The organism is Herbaspirillum sp. B65, from assembly GCF_000333555.1.
Lineage (GTDB): Bacteria > Pseudomonadota > Gammaproteobacteria > Burkholderiales > Burkholderiaceae_D > Herbaspirillum > Herbaspirillum rubrisubalbicans.
In genome coordinates this window covers 1-928 of record NZ_BADI01001040.1, presented here as the reverse complement: position 1 = coordinate 928, position 928 = coordinate 1, and the positions used below count along the sequence as shown (strand labels likewise).

1 pseudogene is annotated in these 928 nt (G+C 60.1%); it reads left to right on the top strand.

The features are described from left to right. Positions 1-7: 7 nt before the first annotated feature. Positions 8-928 (top strand): annotated as a pseudogene (gene nifB, locus I5W_RS24470) (nitrogenase cofactor biosynthesis protein NifB); the annotation flags it as partial.

Here is a 928-nt window from a genome sequence, read left to right as displayed (position 1 = left end):
CCAGGACATCAAATCGCTAGGCACTTGCTGGACAAGGTAGCCGAACACAAGGCTGTGGCACCAGCAGTGAAGGCGGCAAAGCCAGTTGCGGTTCATCCGATGGTCCCGCCGACATGGCGCCCGAGGTTTGGGAAAAGGTCAAGAACCATCCCTGCTACAGCGAAGAGGCTCATCACCACTATGCGCGTATGCACGTGGCGGTGGCACCGGCCTGTAACATCCAGTGCAACTACTGCAACCGCAAATACGATTGCGCCAACGAGTCGCGTCCAGGCGTGGTCAGCGAAAAGCTCACGCCCGAACAAGCGGCCAAGAAGGTCTTTGCGGTGGCCTCGACCATTCCCCAGATGACGGTGCTGGGCATTGCCGGTCCTGGCGACCCGCTGGCCAATCCGGCCAAGACCTTCAAGACCTTCGAGCTGATTTCGCAGACCGCGCCCGATATCAAGCTGTGCCTGTCGACCAATGGCCTGGCCTTGCCTGACCACATCGATACCATTGCTGCCTTCAACGTCGATCACGTCACCATCACCATCAACATGGTCGATCCCGAGATCGGACAGCACATCTATCCCTGGATCTATTACCAGAACAAGCGCTGGACCGGTATCGACGCGGCCCGCATCCTGCACGAACGGCAGATGCTGGGACTGGAGATGCTCACGGCGCGCGGCATCCTGTGCAAGGTCAACTCGGTGATGATCCCAGGCATCAATGATCAGCACCTGGTGGAAGTCAATCGCGCCGTCAAGTCACGCGGTGCCTTCCTGCACAACATCATGCCGCTCATTTCAGCGCCCGAGCATGGCACCGTGTTTGGCCTGAACGGCCAGCGCGGCCCCAGCGCGCAGGAGCTCAAGGCCTTGCAGGATGCCTGTGAAGGCGAGATGAACATGATGCGCCACTGCCGCCAGTGCCGCGCCGATGC